28 protein-coding genes and 1 tRNA gene are annotated in these 18656 nt (G+C 50.6%); 12 read left to right on the forward strand and 17 right to left on the reverse strand.

Features of this window, described 5'->3' with window-relative positions:
• Positions 1 to 7 precede the first annotated feature (7 nt).
• From Q8P05_01250 to Q8P05_01275, 6 genes are all read right to left on the reverse strand, one after another.
• Positions 8 to 631 carry a Type 1 glutamine amidotransferase-like domain-containing protein gene (locus Q8P05_01250; protein ID MDP2666110.1) on the reverse strand — a complete coding sequence of 208 codons (624 nt, stop codon included), beginning with the start codon at positions 629 to 631 and terminating at the stop codon, positions 8 to 10.
• 60 nt (positions 632 to 691) lie between these two features.
• Positions 692 to 1129 (reverse strand): BrxA/BrxB family bacilliredoxin, encoded by a 438-nt coding sequence (locus Q8P05_01255; GenBank protein MDP2666111.1) that lies wholly within the window; start codon positions 1127 to 1129, stop codon positions 692 to 694.
• Between the two features lie 49 nt (positions 1130 to 1178).
• Positions 1179 to 1670: a diadenosine tetraphosphate hydrolase gene (locus Q8P05_01260; GenBank protein ID MDP2666112.1), complete on the reverse strand. Its 492-nt coding sequence runs from the start codon at positions 1668 to 1670 to the stop codon at positions 1179 to 1181.
• A gap of 6 nt (positions 1671 to 1676) precedes the next feature.
• Complete coding sequence (locus Q8P05_01265) at positions 1677 to 1847, reverse strand: DUF1289 domain-containing protein (protein ID MDP2666113.1); 171 nt, start codon at positions 1845 to 1847, stop codon at positions 1677 to 1679.
• 11 nt (positions 1848 to 1858) lie between these two features.
• Positions 1859 to 2398 carry a hypothetical protein gene (locus tag Q8P05_01270; protein MDP2666114.1) on the reverse strand — a complete coding sequence of 180 codons (540 nt, stop codon included), beginning with the start codon at positions 2396 to 2398 and terminating at the stop codon, positions 1859 to 1861.
• Between the two features lie 171 nt (positions 2399 to 2569).
• Entirely contained in the window at positions 2570 to 2689 is a 120-nt protein-coding gene (locus tag Q8P05_01275) for a hypothetical protein (GenBank protein ID MDP2666115.1), read from the reverse strand.
• Between the two features lie 215 nt (positions 2690 to 2904).
• Between Q8P05_01275 and Q8P05_01280 the strand changes: the two genes are divergently transcribed.
• A complete protein-coding gene (locus Q8P05_01280) occupies positions 2905 to 3120 on the forward strand; it encodes a hypothetical protein (protein ID MDP2666116.1) in 216 nt (71 codons plus the stop codon).
• Positions 3121 to 3284: 164 nt separating this feature from the next.
• On the opposite strand, the gene Q8P05_01285 is transcribed toward Q8P05_01280, so the two are convergent.
• The 3 genes from Q8P05_01285 to Q8P05_01295 all read right to left on the reverse strand — a co-directional run bounded on the left by Q8P05_01285 (position 3285) and on the right by Q8P05_01295 (position 4688).
• A tRNA-Leu gene (locus tag Q8P05_01285) sits at positions 3285 to 3368 on the reverse strand.
• Between the two features lie 235 nt (positions 3369 to 3603).
• Positions 3604 to 4326 carry an alpha/beta fold hydrolase gene (locus Q8P05_01290; protein ID MDP2666117.1) on the reverse strand — a complete coding sequence of 241 codons (723 nt, stop codon included), beginning with the start codon at positions 4324 to 4326 and terminating at the stop codon, positions 3604 to 3606.
• A 32-nt stretch (positions 4327 to 4358) separates the two neighbouring features.
• Complete coding sequence (locus tag Q8P05_01295) at positions 4359 to 4688, reverse strand: rhodanese-like domain-containing protein (GenBank protein ID MDP2666118.1); 330 nt, start codon at positions 4686 to 4688, stop codon at positions 4359 to 4361.
• A gap of 86 nt (positions 4689 to 4774) precedes the next feature.
• Here Q8P05_01295 and nth point away from each other — a divergent pair, with 86 nt between their 5' ends.
• From nth to polX, 3 genes are read left to right on the forward strand one after another with little or no spacing between them, the layout of a single operon-like run.
• The gene (gene nth, locus Q8P05_01300; GenBank protein MDP2666119.1) at positions 4775 to 5428 is read left to right on the forward strand and encodes an endonuclease III; all 654 of its coding nucleotides are present in this window, start codon (positions 4775 to 4777) and stop codon (positions 5426 to 5428) included.
• 32 nt (positions 5429 to 5460) lie between these two features.
• Complete coding sequence (locus Q8P05_01305; GenBank protein MDP2666120.1) at positions 5461 to 5967, forward strand: hypothetical protein; 507 nt, start codon at positions 5461 to 5463, stop codon at positions 5965 to 5967.
• Positions 5968 to 5989: 22 nt separating this feature from the next.
• A complete protein-coding gene (gene polX / locus Q8P05_01310; GenBank protein MDP2666121.1) occupies positions 5990 to 7705 on the forward strand; it encodes a DNA polymerase/3'-5' exonuclease PolX in 1716 nt (571 codons plus the stop codon).
• A 22-nt stretch (positions 7706 to 7727) separates the two neighbouring features.
• Here the strand turns inward: polX and Q8P05_01315 are convergent, their stop codons facing one another.
• Positions 7728 to 8459 (reverse strand): hypothetical protein, encoded by a 732-nt coding sequence (locus tag Q8P05_01315; protein ID MDP2666122.1) that lies wholly within the window; start codon positions 8457 to 8459, stop codon positions 7728 to 7730.
• Between the two features lie 23 nt (positions 8460 to 8482).
• Positions 8483 to 9121: a signal peptidase I gene (gene lepB / locus Q8P05_01320; protein ID MDP2666123.1), complete on the reverse strand. Its 639-nt coding sequence runs from the start codon at positions 9119 to 9121 to the stop codon at positions 8483 to 8485.
• Positions 9122 to 9236: 115 nt separating this feature from the next.
• On the opposite strand from lepB, the gene trxA reads away from it, so the two are divergent.
• Positions 9237 to 9566: a thioredoxin gene (gene trxA / locus Q8P05_01325; GenBank protein MDP2666124.1), complete on the forward strand. Its 330-nt coding sequence runs from the start codon at positions 9237 to 9239 to the stop codon at positions 9564 to 9566.
• 1 nt (position 9567) lies between these two features.
• Here trxA and Q8P05_01330 read toward each other — a convergent pair whose 3' ends face one another.
• Entirely contained in the window at positions 9568 to 10167 is a 600-nt protein-coding gene (locus Q8P05_01330; protein ID MDP2666125.1) for a hypothetical protein, read from the reverse strand.
• Between the two features lie 132 nt (positions 10168 to 10299).
• Between Q8P05_01330 and Q8P05_01335 the strand changes: the two genes are divergently transcribed.
• Complete coding sequence (locus Q8P05_01335; protein MDP2666126.1) at positions 10300 to 10440, forward strand: hypothetical protein; 141 nt, start codon at positions 10300 to 10302, stop codon at positions 10438 to 10440.
• A 38-nt stretch (positions 10441 to 10478) separates the two neighbouring features.
• Here Q8P05_01335 and Q8P05_01340 read toward each other — a convergent pair whose 3' ends face one another.
• Complete coding sequence (locus Q8P05_01340) at positions 10479 to 11225, reverse strand: VIT1/CCC1 transporter family protein (GenBank protein MDP2666127.1); 747 nt, start codon at positions 11223 to 11225, stop codon at positions 10479 to 10481.
• Positions 11226 to 11496: 271 nt separating this feature from the next.
• Positions 11497 to 12333 (reverse strand): segregation/condensation protein A, encoded by an 837-nt coding sequence (locus Q8P05_01345; protein ID MDP2666128.1) that lies wholly within the window; start codon positions 12331 to 12333, stop codon positions 11497 to 11499.
• A gap of 180 nt (positions 12334 to 12513) precedes the next feature.
• Here Q8P05_01345 and Q8P05_01350 point away from each other — a divergent pair, with 180 nt between their 5' ends.
• The 3 genes from Q8P05_01350 to Q8P05_01360 all read left to right on the forward strand — a co-directional run bounded on the left by Q8P05_01350 (position 12514) and on the right by Q8P05_01360 (position 14182).
• Positions 12514 to 13230 (forward strand): ATPase domain-containing protein, encoded by a 717-nt coding sequence (locus Q8P05_01350; protein ID MDP2666129.1) that lies wholly within the window; start codon positions 12514 to 12516, stop codon positions 13228 to 13230.
• A 71-nt stretch (positions 13231 to 13301) separates the two neighbouring features.
• A complete protein-coding gene (locus tag Q8P05_01355) occupies positions 13302 to 13694 on the forward strand; it encodes a hypothetical protein (GenBank protein MDP2666130.1) in 393 nt (130 codons plus the stop codon).
• 65 nt (positions 13695 to 13759) lie between these two features.
• A complete protein-coding gene (locus Q8P05_01360; protein ID MDP2666131.1) occupies positions 13760 to 14182 on the forward strand; it encodes a hypothetical protein in 423 nt (140 codons plus the stop codon).
• A 135-nt stretch (positions 14183 to 14317) separates the two neighbouring features.
• Here Q8P05_01360 and tmk read toward each other — a convergent pair whose 3' ends face one another.
• Genes tmk through Q8P05_01375 form a run of 3 tightly spaced genes read right to left on the reverse strand, consistent with a single transcriptional unit; the run spans position 14318 to position 16577 of the window.
• The gene (gene tmk / locus Q8P05_01365) at positions 14318 to 14953 is read right to left on the reverse strand and encodes a dTMP kinase (GenBank protein MDP2666132.1); all 636 of its coding nucleotides are present in this window, start codon (positions 14951 to 14953) and stop codon (positions 14318 to 14320) included.
• 5 nt (positions 14954 to 14958) lie between these two features.
• Positions 14959 to 15627, reverse strand: a complete 669-nt coding sequence (locus Q8P05_01370) for a nucleoside monophosphate kinase (protein ID MDP2666133.1) — start codon at positions 15625 to 15627, stop codon at positions 14959 to 14961.
• A complete protein-coding gene (locus Q8P05_01375) occupies positions 15624 to 16577 on the reverse strand; it encodes a methyltransferase (GenBank protein ID MDP2666134.1) in 954 nt (317 codons plus the stop codon). The genes Q8P05_01370 and Q8P05_01375 overlap by 4 nt, the downstream gene beginning before the upstream one ends.
• 52 nt (positions 16578 to 16629) lie before the next feature.
• Between Q8P05_01375 and Q8P05_01380 the strand changes: the two genes are divergently transcribed.
• From Q8P05_01380 to Q8P05_01390, 3 genes are read left to right on the forward strand one after another with little or no spacing between them, the layout of a single operon-like run.
• Entirely contained in the window at positions 16630 to 17484 is an 855-nt protein-coding gene (locus tag Q8P05_01380; GenBank protein ID MDP2666135.1) for a DUF63 family protein, read from the forward strand.
• Between the two features lie 54 nt (positions 17485 to 17538).
• Complete coding sequence (dph5, locus tag Q8P05_01385) at positions 17539 to 18300, forward strand: diphthine synthase (GenBank protein MDP2666136.1); 762 nt, start codon at positions 17539 to 17541, stop codon at positions 18298 to 18300.
• Positions 18297 to 18629 carry a DUF357 domain-containing protein gene (locus Q8P05_01390; GenBank protein MDP2666137.1) on the forward strand — a complete coding sequence of 111 codons (333 nt, stop codon included), beginning with the start codon at positions 18297 to 18299 and terminating at the stop codon, positions 18627 to 18629. The genes dph5 and Q8P05_01390 overlap by 4 nt, the downstream gene beginning before the upstream one ends.
• Positions 18630 to 18656 lie beyond the last annotated feature (27 nt).

The raw sequence follows: 18656 nt of genomic DNA on the forward strand, positions 1-18656 counted from the left end.
CCACTTCTTACACTACTATGAGGGCTTCTCCATCCCGGAGGGCTTTGAACAGGATCTTTTTCTCAATCAGGTAGGAGATGGCCTTGTCCGCCAATTCCGTCTCTGGATGGGGAGATTTGTAATGAGGGACGATAGTATAGTCCAGTAGTCCCAATCCCTTCCAGATTATTTTGGATGGCTTGCCATACGGCTTTTGGGATAGGTCGTCCATGATATGAATGCCTTTCAATGAAGGGCCTAAAACACAGATGCCAGCGCTGAATCCGCTGTAAACCACATCCGCTTTTTCCCGGTGCATTTTTTTTACTAATACATCAAACCCGCTTTTGTGCATGGCTTGGCGAAGCACGAAAGCGTTGCCTCCTCGCACCCAAAAAACGCCAAATTCCGAACATTTTTTTTCGAGTTTTTTGGGTTTAGAAAAATAATCACGCAAATCCAGAATTTCCACTTTTAACCCTAATTCAGTGAGTGGAAGGATATCTGATTGAATGCTTTTCTTCCGGCGCGCGAGGTCGGATGAAAAATCCAAGGCGTTTGGAATATAGGCCGTTTTCCTGTTTTTGGGAAATAATCGTTTGAATGCGGCGGTTTCCTTCCCAATCTTGTAGGAGGATAGGTAGAAGCGCATGCATTTAGGGTTGGGTGGGAGAATTTATAGGTTCCTCCCGGATTCAGGAAGGGATGGCAATCAGGGTAACACGAAGGATTGGAAGGCTTCCCCCAATCGCTGAGCAATTTCTTCGGGGGATTTCCCTTCGATTTCGGACCGGGGCATGGTGAACACGCATTTTTTTCTATCCATGAGGAAGATGCTGGGAGAAGACGGAGGGGATGGTGTCACATACTCCCGGAAGCGTTGGGTCGCCTCATTGTCCACCCCGGCGAAAACGGTGGCTCGAACGGAGGGAAATTTTTGGTTTTGAGTGGCTAAAACGATTCCCGGGCGCGCGCTCCCCGCGGCACACCCGCATACCGAATTAACGACAACTAACTTGGTGCCGGGAGTTGCGAGGAAGGAATCCACTTCCTCCTTGGAATGCAACAGGGTGAAACCCGCATCGGCGAGCTCCTGCTGCATGGGCGCGGTCATCTCGGCGGGGTAACGGCTCTGGGCGAGGGGGATCATAAGAAGAATGGGTGACAAAACCTATATTAAATGCCCTGGAAAAAAAAAGTCACCGAGAAAGGGAACTTTTGAGGGCAGAAATGGATTCGCGCACCTCCTTTAGGTTGGAGGCCTTTTTCATGTATTTCTTGGCATATCGCATGATTGGCATGATAGATTCTATTTTCCGTCCAAACTTCTTTTCCATCCACACATACCGGGGAAACAACCACACGTGAAAATGGCTGCTACTCGTATCTTCCTCAAGGATCATGTGGACGAATTCCACCCCCAATGTTTTTCGCATTGCCTTGCGTGTACGGGAAACGAACTCGATAAAATCCATACGCTCGTTTTTCGTCATGTCATCAATCCCATAAAAGTGACGTTTGGATACAATGATCACAAATCCAGGAATGGGATATTCGAAATCCTGCTCCGCCCGGAAATGAACAGAGGAGACTATGGTTCCCCCGATAGGAGTTGCGGAACCTTTTTGGATGGCACATGCGATGCAAGAGATGGAGTGGGTTTTCCCTTGTAAATCTACAATTCTTGCCACCCCAAATCACTCCCGCAAAAGACTTGGGCAGCACCGGCTCAACACTTTCTTCTTTTCCTCGGAGTTGAAATGGGGCCAATTCAATATTTCCTCGAGCGTGCGGCCGCACCCCGTGCAATTGGATTCCTCATCCAGGGTACACACATTGGTGCATGGGGAAGGTATGTCCTGTTCCATAAAATTCGCCCCTACAGACTCCACTTTATTTCAGTGTCATGGTGCAGGAGGAGGTAGACGAAGAATATCCACGTGAGGAGTAATGGAACTAATAGAATAGAGAAAGTCGGCCCAACCAAGGTTAGTTGATTGTCTAACATGATATCTCCGGGAACGAAAAGAGTGGTGGCAGTAGCCGCGTGCGCGGGGGTGGGAATGTTGGCCCAATTCAGGAATTGGACAATGGGAAAAACGGGAGAAAACGTGGTCACGATGACGATTAATGATAACACGAGAATAGACCATGAAAAAGGACTCCGCTTCACATACACGTTTCCCAAGCCCGGGATGACAATGTTGGAGAAGAGAGCGACGAGGAAAGAGATGCGGGGTTTCTTGTTTATGTCTTTTTCTTTTGAAATTGGACGGGGATGAACTACTTTTTCTCCCCGCTGGAGGGGCATGATCTTGGAGCGAATCCCTTTATCCATGGCGTGGATATCGAAACTTTCCGGATCAAATGTTTGGATGGGGGTCTTGCGCCTGGAGACGGAGTTCTTGGGAGGGGGCATGGTACAGAAGGGAATTCCGGGCTATTTAAAACTGGGCATGAAGGGAAAATAAAGCTAGAAAAAAATAGAGTATTGTGACGGTTCGAAAAATGTGAAACGCATAACGCGTCGGGAAAACAACTCCTCGTCCCGCAAAGCGTCGCTCAAACTCCTAAAATTAGGTTACGAGTTCTACTGCATGTTTGCTTTCTGCTCCATATAGCAATCGCGGCAGAACACCGGTCTTCCCTGCCGAGGCTGGAAAGGCACTTGCGTCTCTTTTCCGCATTTGCTACAGGTGGCATCAAACATCTGGCGGGGACCTCGATCGAAGCCACCGCGTTCTTGGAACGCCATCCGTTGTTTTCTCCTTTTTCTCTATATACCGGAATCCCTCATTAATGGGAACCCGATACATCAAATGCCCTCCAAGGCATTATAAACCCGAGTATGGGAGGCCGCCATAAAGCCCAAGCCCATTTTAATGGCCCTGCAGCCTTAAATAGAGCCCTTGATGTATATTTGCCATGAAACCCGCCCTTTTCCTATTGGGAGTCCTGGCCCTCATTCTGCTACTTCCATCAACGTCGGCGAGTGACATCCAATACCCCATTGTTGGGGAATGTGCCGAAGACCAATATCCCATTGTGGGAGAATGCCCGGATGAAACACCACCCAAATTGGGACCCTCGTATTACCTCCAGCCCGAGTTTTATCTCCCATCAAAATTGAGAGAAACATGACATTCTATGTTTTAGGGAATTGAACCCCATTTTGCAGGGTGGACAAAAATCAAGAAAGCCTGGGGGATTCAGAACCAACCTTTTAGGAAAAGGTTGGCGAAAAGGCGTCTGGGGTACTGCAGTGGCAGTACCCCTAAGAGCGGGATCGAGGAACAAGACCTCGATGCACGGGAGAGGATTCGAACCTCTGAAGGCACTAAGCCACCAGATCTTGAGTCTGGCCCCTTTGACCGCTTGGGTACCCGTGCAACTGTATTTTCATGATGGGTCCATGGGGGTTACATACCCTTGGTACCCTTCACCATTCAAGATCGGGGAAGGGTTAAAAAGAATGGTCAGGGGAGGCCCAGGGCATTCCGAGCCAGGAGGAGGGCAAGGGCAAATACGAGGATGGTTCCTAGGGCGAGGTGGATGGTTTGTTGGGGGGTTATCCAGGGACGCATCCAGGGCATGCGAATGGGAAACGAAAGGGGATTATAATCCTCACGGGGAATGGGCATCCAACCAATCCAGGAGATCATCCGCTAACGAGGGGTGGCGGATCAGCATATCCGTGCCATGACCAGATTCCTGGAGCAGGAGGAGTTGTTTGTCGTCGAGGGGGAGAGATGGGAAAATAGTCTGCGCGGATTGGGAGGAATAGGGGTCGTCCTTGCTGGCGACAATTAAAACGGGGACTTGTATTCGGGATATGTTTTCCTGAACATCAATGCCCTTGTAGCTCATTCCGGGAGAGAGGAGGATGATTCCCTGGAACGAGGCATCCCTGGAGGCCGCATTCAACGCGGCGTTGGCCCCAATGCTGGCGCCTATGAGAAAAGCGTTTTCAGTTGGAATTAATTGTTTGGATTCCAAAATGTCCTTTTCAATTTTCTGGAACTCCGAATCAGGAAATTGGATATAGGAAAGAGCTTCCTTGTTTCCGTCCTGGATGCGCGAATCGCCGTGGCCGCGCACGTCGAGTGAAATAATGGAATAACCCCGCGCAAAGGCTTTCTCAGCAAACCCATCAAAGGAGTGGTGGTCTTTCCCGAATTGATGGATGAGTATGAGGGTGGGCTTTTCGAGTGCGGGATGACGCCAGCGCGTCCCCACGATCTCGACCCCATCCTGGGTTTTGTATGAAATACGTTCGCCTGACATTAAAATTCCTCCCGGCACGGGAGAAGGGGCCGTGCACCCACTTAGAATGAATAGTATAATCATCAATCCAATGAAATGGAAACGCATAACAAGCCTTAGTGCAGTAGGGGGATGGGTTGAGGCATGCGGGCATTATATGCCAGCAACCCCCCGCGGAAATTGTAAACCTGTTGATAGCCCCGCTCGCGCAGGAATAGGGTGGCCCGCAGGCTTCGTGCCCCCGAGCGACAGATGAGAATCATCTTCTGAGACTTTGGAAACGCGTCGAACGTGGAGGGAGTAATAGTGGACATGGATATGAGTTGGGCCTGGGGAAGGTGGCCAGAGTCCCATTCCTCTTTTTCGCGCACGTCAATCCAAACCCATTCCTTGTCAGGGACGTAGGAGAGGGCTTCGGCCGCGTCCATCTCAAAGGGGAGTGCCATAGGAAGTATTCCGTATAACATGGTTTTAATGGTTGACCTGGGTGGAGAAGTATATGGCTCCTCTTACGACCGATGCCGTGCTGGGAATGAATGTCCAAAGGAAGGCGCAATGGAAAACAATTTTTCGTATCCTGAGGAAAAATTATCCTAATCTCAAAATAGGATTGACCCAATGGAAGAATCCATTCGAGCTTACCATATCCACCATCCTCTCCGCGCAATGCACGGATGCTCGAGTCAATTTGGTTACTAAATCGCTGTTTAAAAAATACAGGAAGCCCACTGATTATCTCAAGGTGGCCCCCGAAGAATTAGAGTTGGATATCCGATCCACGGGATTCTACAAAAACAAGACTAAAAACATCCGGGGGTTATGCACGCGTCTCATTTCCCATTATGGAGGGAATATACCCGAGCGCATGGAGGAATTGATCACCCTTCCCGGAGTGGGAAGGAAAACGGCCAACATCGTGCTATTTGCGGGGTTCAATAAGAAAGAGGGGATTGCCGTGGACACGCATGTGTTCAGGGTATCCAAACGATTGGGTCTCGCGGAAGGAAAAACCCCGGAGAAAGTGGAGCGTCAGCTCATGGAGATTGTTGATAAAAAGGATTGGGGAAATCTCACCAACTATCTAATTGGACATGGGAGAAAAATCTGCGTGGCGCAGAAACCGCGGTGTAGTATTTGCCCATTGACAAAAATATGCCCCCGGGTGGGAGTAACCAAATGGGCCTAGCATAAAAGAGGTTTGGGACGCAAGAATAATGTATGGAAGGATGGACCCTCATCCCGGATGCGGGGGCAATGGAAGAGAGGCTCGAGGGGTTGGGAGCCACCATTGTCCAAGAATATGCGCGGGAGGACCGGTATCATTTTCTTCCGGGGCACACGAGCCTCGAAAAGGGATATATTCGAATCCGGGGACCTGAAAATGAAGGAGGTTTATTCCTCATCCAGAAAATGGTTCGCATGAAAGGAAAATGGGTGGAAGCCTACCGGAGCCACCACCCCCATTTTGGGGCCGCCAAACGAAAAACCATGGGTCACTGGCAAGCATGCCTATTGGTACGGAGGGGAAAGGCGTTTCTCCTGGGAGAAGCGCATATTCGGGTGGAACACATTGAGGGGTATGGGGATGTGGTCGCCATTAAAGCAGATAATGACCCCGCCTTCCAGGACATCATTTCCCGCCTCGCCCTCCTTGAAATGGCCGATACACGAGACAAGGACATCGCCCTGGATTTCCTGATCCAAAAAAACGCCAAGCCTCTTTAACTCCTAAATCAGACCATCCTCCATGAGTAACAAGGAGATCGCCAACCTTCTCAATGAGATGGCCGACCTCATGGAAATTTTGGGGATTGAATGGAAACCCCAAGCCTACCGAAAGGCCGCGCGCGTTATCGAGGCGGATCCTGAGCCGGTTGAATTCTTGTTCAAGGAAAAGGGGGAGAAAGCCCTCCTTGAATTAGAAGGCGTGGGGAAAGGGATCGCCCACAAGATTGGCCAATTTCTCTCTAAAGGAAAAGTGGACGAATACGAGGACCTCAAGCATCGCATCCCACGGGGGCTGGTGGAACTATTGAATGTCCCCGGGTTGGGTCCCAAGAAAGCGGCGCGATTGTATCACGAACTGAAAATTACCTCTCTCGCCCAACTGGAACAGGCCGCGCGCTCTGGGAAGATACGGAAACTCCCCGGGTTCAAGGAGAAGAGTGAGGAAGATATCCTCATGGGATTGGAATTGATAAAAAAGGGGACTGAACGAAAATTGCTGGGGATTATTCTTCCCCACGCACGCGCCCTTGAGGAAACCATTTCCAAAATGGATGGAGTTGTGGCGGTCGTTATCGCGGGAAGCCTGCGGCGACGCCGGGAAACCGTGAAGGACATCGACTTACTTGTTTTCACCAAAAAGGAGCAAGAGGTAGCCAAAGCATTGGAAGGATTAGAGGCGTTGGACACCATTGAACGCCAAGGAACCAGCTTGGTGAGCGGACGGCTCAAGATAGGATTGAACGTGGACATGCGGATCCTCCCCCCGCACCTGATGGGATCGGGAATGGTGCACTTCACGGGAAGCAAGGCGCATGGGATCGCCCTCCGAAATCGTGCCATCAAGATGGGAATGAAGTTTTCAGAATACGGATTGATGAAGGGGAAAAAAATAGTAGCAAGCCAAAAAGAAGAAGAGGTGTATCGCGCGCTCCAATTGGAGTATATCCCCCCCGAGATGAGAGAGAACGAGGGAGAAATAGACATGGCGGCGCAAGGAAAATTGCCCACTCTCATAGGATATGGGGATCTCAAGGGGGATTTGCATACGCACACAAACTGGAGTGATGGGGTCCATTCCACGGAACAGATGGTGCAACGGGCGATCGCCATAGGCCACGAATACTATGCCATCACCGACCACTCCTACTCGGATACGGTGGCCAATGGGCTGGACGAAAAAAGATTGAAACACCACATCAAAGAAATCCATGCTCTGCAAACAAAATACCCCCAAATCCACCTCCTCACGGGAAGCGAAGTGCATATCGATAATGCCGGAAAACTGGACTACTCCCAAAAAATGCTCAAGGAATTGGACATCGTTATAGCTTCCGTGCACTCGAGCTTCAAGATGGACCCCAAACAGATGACGAAACGATTAATGAATGCCCTAACGAATGAATATGTCACCTTCATCGCCCATCCCACAGGAAGGCTGATCAACCAGCGCAACCCCTATTCCTTCGACCTTGATAGAGTGCTGGAGGCGGCCAAGGAAAATGGAAAGGCGATGGAGATTAATTCCTTCCCCTCGCGATTGGATTTCGACTACACCCATATCAGGGAATGCGTTAAGCGCGGGGTGAAATTGGTGATCAATTCGGACGCGCACTCCGTCCTCCACCTGGATAATCTTGAATATGGAATCGCTCAAGCCCGAAGAGGCTGGGCGGAGAAGAAAGACGTGCTGAATGCGCTGACTTGTAAGAAGTTTGAGAAGGCGATTGGGAGATGAATTTTCTGGAAAAAAAATATTTTTAGCTCGTAAGACAAATTCGCTCGCAAACACCTGAGGTTGAGTAGTTAATAGGACATTGCTCAGAGGAGGTATAAGGAAAGGCCACAGGTGAACAGCCGTTAACCCCAACGTAGAAATCGTTGACACCATCATCTCCAAATTGTCCACCATGATTTGTCGGAATGACCATAAGTGCGTTTATTCCTGTGATGTAGCACTGTACCCCCAAACCAACTGCAGGCCCTGTTGGACAGGGAGGAGGGACATCATTCGGAGGCAATTTATCTCGCCCTTGTTCATCTTGGCATTTTGTATTGTACCAATCTGGTGTTGGGGCTGGATTTTGAGTCCAAGCTGTCTGATATCCAGTCACCCAAGTACACTTTGTCGAATACGTACCCGCTCCACCCCCGCCTTGTCCCGAAAAATCCGTCGAGTCCAAGCCGTCCAACGTGTCGGCATTGATCCCCGAATATTGGTTCGGAAGCGATTCGCTCGCGGCATTCATGGCTTCGACGAAATGCGTGCCGTCCCCTTTGGGATCGAAAGATAAGGCGAACTGTTCCCACATGATCTGTAGAACTTCGTGGGATACGAGGGGGGTTCCGGTATGACTGGCATAAGTAACTCCTACTCCCAGTCCAATGGCAAAAATAAGCGCTACCATGAGAAACGGCTTCTTGGACATGAAACCCTTTACACCCGAATCGGGTTTTCTGTTGGATTTCAATCCCCATTTACCCATCATCATCGCCCAGGGAATTCATTCCACCCTTAAATATCTTTCTCCTTTCCCGCCTGCGCCTTGGGAAACACCCTTCCTTTTGCCCAAGAGAGGGGGATAATCCCGTATTCCTTTGAATCTCTGCTCTCGTTGGGATTGTCCCCTCGGACTAAAATATACCCAGGAGGAATGTTATATCCTTGGTATTTGAGCTGGACCTGCAATGCATGAAATTGGTTCCTTTCCTTTCGATAGATCCGATCGCCTATTCGGAGAGTGTCATCCGAGAATTCCACCATCTCTCCAGGGACCCCCATTACCCTTTTTACCAACTGGATGCGATTCCCAAAAGCGTTCACATACACTAATCCAACCACCTGATCAGGGAGGATGAGATGATTCTCATAGTATCCATCCCAGAGCCATGCTTTATCCCCATCTTGAAAAGCGGGAAACATGGAATCTCCGACAATATTGATTTCGATACAATCCGGATTCGTCTCTTGACATGCGTTTTCCGCGCTGGCGACATAGGAGAATAGGGTGATTAGCACCAGGATAAGGATGAGGATTGAGATGAGGAATGCGGCGTAGAAGATGGGCTTGGCCCAGCGGCGGAGATGATGCATTTTCTTCCCGTGAACATCCACGTCGAAGAACTCCCGCTCGTGCTTAGGACGGATGGGCATGCTGGGTAAAAGACGGGAGAAAATATATGCTTTGCGAGAGGTATTTGGGAGGGCGTCTGGTATAAAAACTGGATTTCTCCCAATAGGTTATTACATCAGATGGGAGGAAGGGACGATGGTGAAAGAGTTGGACACAAATCATTTCGAGACGGAGGTCGTTCAGAGCCCGATCCCGGTATTAGTGGATTTTTGGGCCGCGTGGTGCGGTCCCTGCAAGATGCTTTCCCCTATGCTCGAGGAAATGGAAAAGGATTTCAAGGGACGATTGATTTTTGCCAAACTTAACGTGGACGAAAACCAAGCCCTGGCGCAGGAATATGGAATCATGTCCATCCCCTGCCTCGTGATGATCCAAAAGGGAAAAGAAGTGGGACGCATTGTTGGATTAATGCCCAAGGCCGAAATGAAACGGTTAATCGAAGACGAATTGAAGAAAGCTAAGTGATTTACGCCTCGAGATAGAAACCCTTTTTGGTCCGGCGGAGCTTCACAACCAATTTTTTCTTGGAAATAACCCTGGGGGATATGACCCACACCTTATGGGGGCCTTGCCGCGCTTCGTAGGCACGCCATGCTCCTACCACATACCGTTCGTTCAATGCGTCGGGGGAGAAAAAAAAAGTTTGGTCGGCCGAGAATAGATGTACCGCTTCCCGCAAGTCAAATTTTTTCTTTCCTCGAGCGATTTTCACCCTGGATTCTTGAGCGTGTTTGGCAGCCCACGCACGAATACGGGAGGAAATTCCTTTTTTGGATCGGGAGAATGTGGCATGAATACGCGCGGCCACACGGCGTTTCTTTTTCTTGAGCGAGTGGCGGGCTCGCGATGGGGCGTGGCGGAGGCGGTGGGCGAATAGGGAGGGGAAAGAGAGGATGCCCTCGCACATGGCCTTTAATACGCGTCCCACGGAAGGGATGCGGCGCTCCTGCTGGTAGATGGAGAACAAGGTGGACCCGAAATAAAGAGCAAGGAGCGCGAGAAAAAACCGCACGAGAAAACCTACATCCCCGAAAGGGGACCAGACACCCAGAAAACCGAATGGCATGGGAAAGGAAACGAGGGGGAGAATTAAAGGCTGCCCTCGAAATGCGTCTAGTATGCTATTTCTATGGTTCAAGGAAATTTATATGGTTCTACTTACAGAGGTTTAAGATTGGTTAAGCGGAAGGTGGAATATATGAGCCCAAAAAAGACTACCATCCAAAAAACTGAAAATATCCAATTGAAACGGTTGGAGAAACTCGATTTCGATCTAATCCACCAATTCAAGGATTCACTCAATGATTTGAAGGAAGGGCGATTTAGGCGCCTCGCATGAGGATTATTTTGAGCCAAGCGGTTCAATAGAAATGATAATTACCCATGTGCGCCGAACCAGGCGCCGATGAGATATCCCACGAGGGCGGCGAGGCCGCCGATGAGGGCCAATTCTAATCCCGACCGCCACCAGGGGACTTTGGTGAATTTTCCTTTCCACGCCCCCGCGAGGAATAGAACTAGCAGGGAGAAAAGCAATGATATTGGAACCGCCATTGACACCGGGAAAAAGAAAAAAGGGAATAGGGGGAAGATGGCCCCCACGTGCGCGGCGATCCCCACCAGGATGCCCGAACGCAAGGGGGATTGGCGCTCAGGAAAAATCTTCAATTCCTCCTGCATCATCGTATCGAGCCAGCGGGCGCGGTTGGCGGTGATTTTTGTCACGATGTATTCCAGGTGTTTTCCAGTGAATCCTTTGGCGCGGTAGATGCTGCGGACTTCTGCTTTCTCCTCATCGGGAAAATGGTCTATTTCTTGCATCTCGCGACGGCGTTCCTTGTCATAGTATTCCTGCGCGGCCTTGGAGGAGGTGTAGGCCACGGCCCCCATGGAGATGCCTTCAGCGAACATGGCGGCCAGCCCCGCAATGATGACGAGGCGCGCATCCTGCGTGGCGGTGGCGACACCGAGGATTAAACCTAATGTATTCACTAACCCATCCTGACCCCCCAGGATGGCATCGCGCAACCATTCCCCTTTCACGGAATCGTTATTCTCGATGGGGTGATGCGGTCGGCGACGAGGGAAACGTGAATGGCTCTTTTTCTTCCGGGAAACCCGCATAGATTTTCCAATGCGCGCGACTATTTAATGAATGCCTCCCCGACCTAAAGGAGGGGCATCCTTCATCGAAAAACGCCAAATGCCCTAAGGGCGTTGTATCGGCTTTTTGATCAACTTTTTTTCCAAAAAAAAAGGCCCGTTTTTTGATCGAACTTATTATTAAAAAGTTCGTTTGATGAAACTTTTTTTCTCAAGAGTAGGGTTTTTGATCAAACTTTTTCTCAAAAAGTTTGATGATGAAGCTTTTTCTAAAAAAGTTTGAGGGGAAGAATCACGCGGGCGCGTCTTGGGTTTCGAAGGAAGGGGTTCCATTCTCCCCATCTCCCGGAGTGGCCACCGCCACCATGATTTCTCCGAATAGATCATCCTGCCACGCGTTCACACGCTTTTCATGAAGGAGAAAGAGGAGCGAGAGGAAGAAATCGATTACCTCATGGGAAGAGCGCCCGTGCACGATGGAGTGGAAACGCGCGAACCCTGATTCGTCCGCGTGGCGGGGGATGAGGTCCATGAATTCCTCCATCTTGCCCTCAAGATTCATTTTGGGGATGGGGAGTGAAAATGCCTGATGGGATTTGCCCTCGCGTTCCTTCTGCGCTTTGGCCTTCGTCTTTTCGAGAATGGATTCAATGCTCTCCACGAGCATATCTAACGTGACTTTTCCTTCACGAGAAAAGCGTGGGGGAAGGAGTTCGGGCATCATGCCCCCCAATAATTCTTCCTCGGTGAGGAGTGCGCGAAGCTCAATTCCTTCTTCCTCCAGGGATGAAAGACGCAAGGCGCGTGCCTTGAACTTGAGGAGGATGGCGGATGCCAGGATGGCATTGGCGGGGAGACGCAAGTCTGTGGATTGGAGGGAACGGATTTTCTCCAAATATTTGTGGGCCAACTCCTTCACGTCGATATTCCATGGATCCATCCGCTCGCGTTTCACTAGTGAAATTAGAATGGTCTTCCACGCGGGCTGGTCGATGAGATCCACCATGTCTTCCGTTTTATTTATTTGGGCGGAAGGATTTTCCATCAACTCGACGCCCTCGAAATCGGCATCTGGATCGTCAACCTTCTTTTTTTCAGTCACCCGTTTTCGATGGGACCGCGCAGTCATCCTTCGGGGGAGGGGGATTATCCATATAATCCTGTCTTTTGGGGGAGGGAAATTTTCTTCAATGGTCATTATATGGGGAAAAAAAATGCTATGGAAAACAATGGTTCTTGGGGGAAATCGTTTCAGGAAGGCCTAAACGGGCCCCACGGCTTTTTATTCCCCGAGAGAATGGCTCGGAGTATGAAGCGCATGGCCTCCGGGGTGCCGGGATTTGACGAGCTGGTGGAAGGGGGTTTTCCGGAAGGGGCATCGGTGCTCATCAGCGGTGGACCAGGGGCGGGAAAAACCATTTTCGCGATGCAATACATCTATGAGGGGGCCCGCTCGTACAACGAACCCGGGTTGTATGTCACCCTCGAAACGGGTTTGAAGGACATCACCTGGAACATGCAGAGCTTCCGGTGGGATATCAAATCCCTTCAAGACAAAAACATGATGAAGATTTACCGGCTTAATTTTTCCCCTACTAATTCCACGGAGGAGGTGGAGGACCAAATCTCAAAAGAATTGTCGATTATCACCAAGATGGTTGACTCCATCGACGCCAAACGCCTGGTGATTGATTCCACCACCGCCTTCGGGGTTTGGGTCAAAGACCATGGGGCTCTGCGCCACCTCCTCTTCGAATTCGTGAATGGCCTAAAGGATATTGGATGCACCACCCTCCTCACGAGCGAAGTAGCAGGAGAAGATCGGAACAAGTTTTCCGCTTTTGGGGTGGAAGAGTTTGTGGTTGATGGAGTGGTGGCCCTGTATTTCATCCCTCCTAACCGGAGCATTTTCGTGCGTAAACTCAGGGGAACGGACCATTCTAAAGCCGTTCATGCCTTCGACATTGAAGAAAACGGCATCGTCGTCAGGCCTAAGGATGAAATTCCCTGGGGCGGGTTGCGTTAACACCCATCCAAAAGAAAGAATTTTATTCTCAAGAGGAGTTGGATGGGGCAGGGTTGTACTGGAGGAGTTGGATGAATCGGGTTAAGGTTTGTGGGATTATAGGGTTGGGAATCGTCATCGGTTTGATTTTTATGGGAAGTCTTGTGGTCGCGCGCCAACCGGAAGGCGCCCCCCAACGGGTGTGGGTGACGAACAAACACGACGGCCAGAGTTTTGCTATGTTTTTGCTGGCCACGGGAAGGGTATCCAGGTGCCACGATACGGATGGGGGGATCAACCCTATGATATTCGGCACACTCTATGCCACTAATTGGGAAGGAAGCGGGACGCGGCACCTCACGGAATACTGGACGTCCTCTCGAAGAATAAGGGAGTTCGCGTGCGGGAAAGATATATTTATCAATGGCATTCGGGGAGACCCCCACCTGGCCTATGCCTTCGATTTCTACCGTTTTCCCCACTAAACCAGGGCCAGAACCCATAAAAACTCCAACATCCATCGAGGGACATTACCTCAGGAGGTTTCAGGATGAAACGAAATATGATGATAGGAATAATTCTCCTTGCCCTGCTCGCATTTGGCGGGTTGGCCCTGGCGCGGGATCCCCAGACCATCCCACCCGGGTCGTGGGTGGAGAACCTGGACGATGGTTCAGGGTATTTTGCCGATGTGTTGATGGCAGCCAATGTTGATAATTGTGTCGATTCGGATGAGGGGATGAAGCCCCTTGAGATGGGAAGCATTGATGTCACCATGCCTGGGGCGAACCGAGCGCGACACTTAGGGGAATATAATACTCCCACCGGGAAAATTCGCGAATTCGCCTGCGGAAGTGATATCCTGATTGATGGCCAACCGGGAGATCCCGGGAAAGCGTATGCATTTGATTACACGCCCAGCCCCCCCATCCAGAAAGGGAATCAGACCGCATTCAATATCCAGACAATATAGTGAAGAATGGGGGGCGCGGCCCCTCTCTTTATTTTCTTTTTTAACTTTGCCCTATGAGAAGAAACATTTCAGCATGGTCATTTTTATCATAATGACCCCTCGATCCAAACGCTGGTAATTCCACGATATTATAATTCACTTCACCATGTTCTCGATAAAGGGTTTCACCTGCGCCACCACATCCCGGTGAACGGATTCAATGGTTTGGTTGGCATTGATGAAGACAATATTTTCCTTGGGAAGCTTTTGGGGGAGCTGGGCGAATTCGTTCTTGACCCGTTCCAAGAAAGCGCGCTTCTCGAATTTGGCCAACGGCTTCCCGGCCTTCTCCATGCGGGAAACGCTCTCCTCCACGGGAATGTTGAATATCAGCACCAGATCGGGGATGGGAAAACCCTCATTCTCCTTGATGGCATGGGAAGAGAGAACCCCCTGCGCGGTTTGGTAGGCGATGGTGGCGTATTTGTACCGGTCGCAAATGATGAGAGCTCCTTGCTCCAGCATGGGGGCGATGATATGGTCGACATGATCCTCCCTATCTAAGACAAATAGTTCGAGCATGCGCTCCTTTTGGGTCGACGAGTCATCCGCTGTCTTGAACAGGCGCTCGTGGATCTCTTTCCCAAATTTGGAACCAGTGTATTCCTTGGTTAATACAATGGTGAATACGGGCTTGTAATGGTTGAACACCCATTCAGCCAGCTTTCCCGCCTGCACCGTTTTTCCACTCCCATCAATTCCATCCAGGACGATAAACAATCCCTTTCCCATGCCAACTACCTTCCTTTTTTCTTTTTTGGGCGAGTTCTCCAATTATCCAAGAGCCGCACAACCCGTTTAAATACGGTGGTAGGAGACCCTTTCCCATTGACTTCAAACACGGGATACCGCTCCGCGGCCCAATCGAGTAAGGGAAGGGTTTGCGTCCTATAAACGCGAAAGCGCTCACGGATGACAGCAGGTTTATCATCGTCGCGCCGAATAAGCTTCCCGCCATCCGCATCGCACACTCCTACTTTTTTAGATGGATTCTGTTTTCCATACACGCGACCGCACATGGCGCATTGACGTCTGTTCGCCAGGCGTGCTACTACTTCATTCGTGGAAACTTCAAGAAAAATAAAGGCATCGAAATCCATTCCCAGAGGATTTAAACGGGTTCGGGCTCCCTTTCCCTGGGCGAGGTTCCGGGGAAACCCGTCGAAAAGGACGTTTTTTCCTTCCAATCGGGATAGGTTTTCCTGGAGAACATGATACGTGATGGCATCGGAGGCGAGATGACCTTTCGATAACAAGGTATCGATGCGCGCCGCGAATTTTCCTTTTCGCGCGGCATGATCACGCAAAGCTTGACCCGTGGAAAAGTGAACCCATCCTTTCTTGGTGAGCAACTGCGCAATCGTTCCTTTTCCCGAGCCGGGGGGGCCCATTAAGACGAGGTTCATGCCACTGCCCTCACCCGGTTTTTTTTAGGGGGTTGACGAATGGGCTTATTGGTTTTGGTGATACGTTTTCGAATGAATGACACCGAATGAATTTTTCGACGAGCGGATTTTGTTTGACCCACCTTGATTCCCACGCACACCTGTTGCACACTGGGAGAGAAATCGCTGACCTTCCGGAAGAAGGATATGCGCCAGGAACGAGTGGAATTGGAAAGAGATTCTGTAATGGCCGTGCGCAAAGAAATCTCTCCTCCATCCTTGGGCATGAACGCATACAAATGAATTAACCCCCCCTTGGGGGAAACCCATTCCACGGCCCGCGCGAGATAGGTGATGGCCGTCTCAGGGGCGGGCATGATCACGTGATCAAATTCAGGGATTGGGGAAATCTTGGAAATATCGCCCTGAAGAGGAACGATAATATTTTCCACTTTATTGCGCCTGATATTTTCATTCAGGAAAGGAATTGCTTGAGGATTCCATTCGATGGCCATAACACGAATGGGATGGGCATGTTTGGCAATGGTTATAGCAAAAGGCCCTACGCCCGCGAAGAACACGCATACCTGTTGGCCTTTTTTTATGTCAGCGGCCACCCGTTGGCGCTCGGTGCCCAAGCGGGGATTGAAAAAGGCTTCCCCCACTTCCACTGCGAACACGCACCCCCATTCCTTATGAAGCGTGCGCGTCCCTTTTTGGCCGGCGAGCCAACGCACGTTTTCCAAACGGAATTTCCCCCCATGCTGACCCACTTTTTCATAGACGCGCGTCAGTCTTGGGTTGGCATCTAGCAGGGCATGGGCGATTTTTTTCTTTTTCTTCTGGAGGGGTTGGGGAATCTCGATCAGGGCTAAATCCCCGACCATATCAAAGGCATAGACGGCGTGACGCTTCTCGGCCGGGGTAAGGAGGGCATCCAAACGCTTCCGGAAGGGGGTTACTGGTTCCATCCCCAAAAATTGGGAATAGAACTTAAAAGAACCAAGGGTGAAAGGATGCGTGATGGCCTTCCCAAATGACTTCATCCAGGAATTCTTTATCCGGCCCATCGTGGACTCAAGTGTGCCGGGATATAACCCGGTGAACACCCTCGTGTACGGGTTGATCCTCCTGGGGGTCGCCTTCTATGTCATCTATCCCTATCTCACCAAGCGAGGAGTGGTGTTTAATTGGGATTTCATGCGGATGCTGATTCCCTATATCCTTTTTGGGATTTCTTTGCGCGTGCTGGAGGACCAGGATATTATCCAGCGGTCGGTGAATCCCCTTGACGCGGGGTTCTATGTATTTACTCCCGGCATTTGGATACTTACCTTTGTATTGGTTGTACTGGGAATGGGTTTGGGGAAATTACTGTCTACCCCCCTCCACCGGAACGCCACAACCATTACTTTCGCCTTTGGCTTACTGGTGGCATTGCCGGTGTTCCTATTCAATCTGATGCGGGGAATGGAATGGGGAGCTTTCTTAGGCATCCTCGCGCTCGTCGCCATCGTGAGCGGGATCCTATTCTACATGGCCAAACGGCTAAAATGGGAATTTTTGGATGATAACCTCGCCAAGCTCGCCGTGAGCGGGCAGATTTTGGACGCCGGAGCCACATTCGTGGCATTAGAATTCTTCCAGTGCGCGGAACAGCACGTGCTCCCCCGCCTCCTGTTTGGGGCATTCGGAAATATTTCCTTCTTCTTCATCAAGATACCCCTCATCCTTTTCATCGTGTACTTCCTCCATAAAGAATTCACCAAGGACAACGACCCCAACATGCGGGGATACGTCCTCATCTTCCTCGCCATCTTAGGTTTAGCCACGGGGGGAAGGAATCTCCTGACCATCCTCGCAGGGACGTGTAGCTGACACCCCATTTTTTAGCCCATAGGCCTTAAATGCCCCTCCCGACTTTCCTGGTTCATGTTCTCCCTCATTGGATTGGGATTAAATCCACGGCAACTGACGCTGGAAGCCCTGCATGCCATCCAAGCGAGCGATTCGGCGTGGGTGGAGGGATATACATCCATGTATGCGGAAGGGAACCTGGAGGGGTTGGAAGGAATCGTGCATCGTAAATTATCCCCCATTGGGAGGAGTGACATAGAGGAAGGGATGAAAGGGTTTCTCTCGCGCGCCCAGCAAAACCACATCGCCCTCCTGGTTTATGGGAATCCCCTCACGGCCACGACGCACATAAGTCTTATCCAGGAATGCGTCAGACAGCGCATTCCCTATCAAGTCATTCCGGGGGTGTCGGTGTTCGATTATCGCGGGGTATGTGGATTGGACGAATACAAATTCGGGCGCACAACAACTTTCGTTTTCCCCGAGGAGGGGCATGAGCCTTTATCCCCATTTGACATCATCGTGAAAAACAAGTCCATGGGATTGCACACCCATTGCTTATTCGATCTGCACCCTGAGAAACAGCGAATGATGCGCGTGGACGAAGCCATTTCTTTCATCCTGAAAGCGGGAGAGGCCCGCCGGGTCGTTGTGCACGAATGGGTGGGGGTAGGGTTAGGGGGGATGGGTTCACCAAATCCTGAGATTCGTGCCGCTAGGTTGGGGGAACTGCAGAAACAGAATTGGGAGAAATTCCCCCAATCCCTCATCGTGTGCGGGGACATGAATGCGCATGAAAGAGACGCGCTGCGCGCCCTCGGGGGGTGGGGAGGATGAATGAAAATGAGCAGGAAAAATGGCGGCTCGAGAATGAGAAACTGAGGGGGGATTTGGAGATACGAGTGGAGAAATATAAGAACACCACTCAATCGGCATTGCAAAAAGTGAGCCTCATCCCCAAAAAGGATACGAAAGAATATACCATTGCCATGGATTTTCTGACCATGGCCAACCACTACTTCAACGACGGCCTCCATTTCCAGACGCAGGGGGATCTGCTCCTGGCCCTGGCCTCTTTCTCATACGCTCACGCCTGGCTGGACGCGGGGGTGCGGGCGGGCATCATGGATGGGAAGGACGACGACAAGCTGTTCACCCTCCCCTAAGCAAGCCTAAAAAAGGAGAACGGGGGG

Source organism: Candidatus Diapherotrites archaeon (assembly GCA_030688545.1).
Lineage (GTDB): Archaea > Iainarchaeota > Iainarchaeia > Iainarchaeales > VGJJ01 > VGJJ01.